General features: G+C 70.5%; 1 protein-coding gene. It reads left to right on the top strand.

Annotated features, from left to right (window positions below; all coding sequences use genetic code 11):
• Window positions 1-1,369, top strand: a 1,369-nt coding sequence (locus tag ACLQ2X_RS28325; RefSeq protein WP_425684127.1) for a polyketide synthase dehydratase domain-containing protein, incomplete at both ends; no start/stop codon positions are given.

Below are 1,369 nucleotides of genomic sequence, written 5' to 3'. Positions count from 1 at the left end.
AACCCATCAACTGGACCCACCCACCCACACCCACCACCACCCTCCCCACCTACCCCTTCCACCACCACCGCTACTGGGCCACGGCCAGCGCGGACCGCGCGGGTGGCTCCCGCCGCAACCAGCACCCCCTCCTCCACACCACGCTGGATGTCGCCGACAGCGACACCGTCGTGGTGACCGGAAGCCTGTCCACGCAGGACCAGTCCTGGCTCGCGGACCACGCCATCGACGGTCGGATCATCGTGCCGGCGACCGTGTTCCTCGATCTCACCCTGCACCTGGCCACCTCACTGGGCCACAACCACATCACCGAGCTGCTCATCGAGCAACCGCTGAGTCTCGACGAGCAGCGCCGGACCGAACTGCAGATCGTCGTCACGCAACCCGCAGCGGACCGTCACCACATCGCCGTCCACTCCCGGCCGTACGCCGCCGACGAGTCGGCGCAGCTCTGGACGCGGCACGTCACCGGCACCCTGGACACCCGTACCGCCGCCCCGGTGCTCACCGGCCCCGTTCCGGTCGACGCGACGACGGTGGATGTCGCCGAGCTGTACGACGGTCTGGCTGTTCGCGGTTACGACTACGGGCCGGCGTTCCGGCTGCTCACCAAGCTTCAGGACGCACCGCACCCACAGTCGCAGTTCGCCGAGGTGCACCTGCCGGAGGGGATGTCGGCCGCCGGCCACACGATCCACCCCGCGCTGCTCGACTCCGCCCTGCACCCGCTCCTGCGGGCCGCCAACGAGGCGACGTTCATCCCGTTCAGTTGTACGGACGTCACGATCACCGGCGCGGCGCAGGCGCCGACCGCCCTGCGGGTCCAACTCCGGCAACCGCGACCGGACCACGCCGCCGTGACGGTCACGGATGAAGCCGGCAACCCCCTCATCCACATCGGTGACCTCGCGCTGCGTCCGCTGCCCTCGGCGGGCGACGACGCCACCCTCCACGAGGTGCAGTGGGCTCCGGTCACGGTGACCACTCCGTCCTTCTCGGGCGACGAGCAGTGGGCCCTCGTGGGGTCCGGCGATTGGGTCGAGCCGTTCCACGCCGCGTTGGGGGAGCTGGGCATCACCGCCCAGGTGCAGTACGACGTGGAGACCGTGATCGAGATGGCGGGGTACGGCGGAGCCGTACCCCGGGTCGTTGTCGTCGACTGCGTCGAGCCGGACGACGGTCGGCCGGTGCCCGACCGGGTACGGGCCGCCACCCACCGCGTCCTGGACATCGTCCAGGCCTGGCTCGCGACGGCGGCCCTCGCCGATTCCCGCCTCGTGCTGCTCAGTTCCGGCGCGGTGGGTGTGGGTTGTGATGGTGGGGTGGTTGATGTTGCGGGGTCGGCGGTGTGGGGGTTTGTGCGGTCGGT

Source organism: Micromonospora sp. DT31 (assembly GCF_049841795.1).
Taxonomy (GTDB): domain Bacteria; phylum Actinomycetota; class Actinomycetes; order Mycobacteriales; family Micromonosporaceae; genus Micromonospora.
The sequence above is the reverse complement of the archived record's forward strand: the minus strand, read 5'-3'. Positions and strand labels throughout refer to the sequence as shown.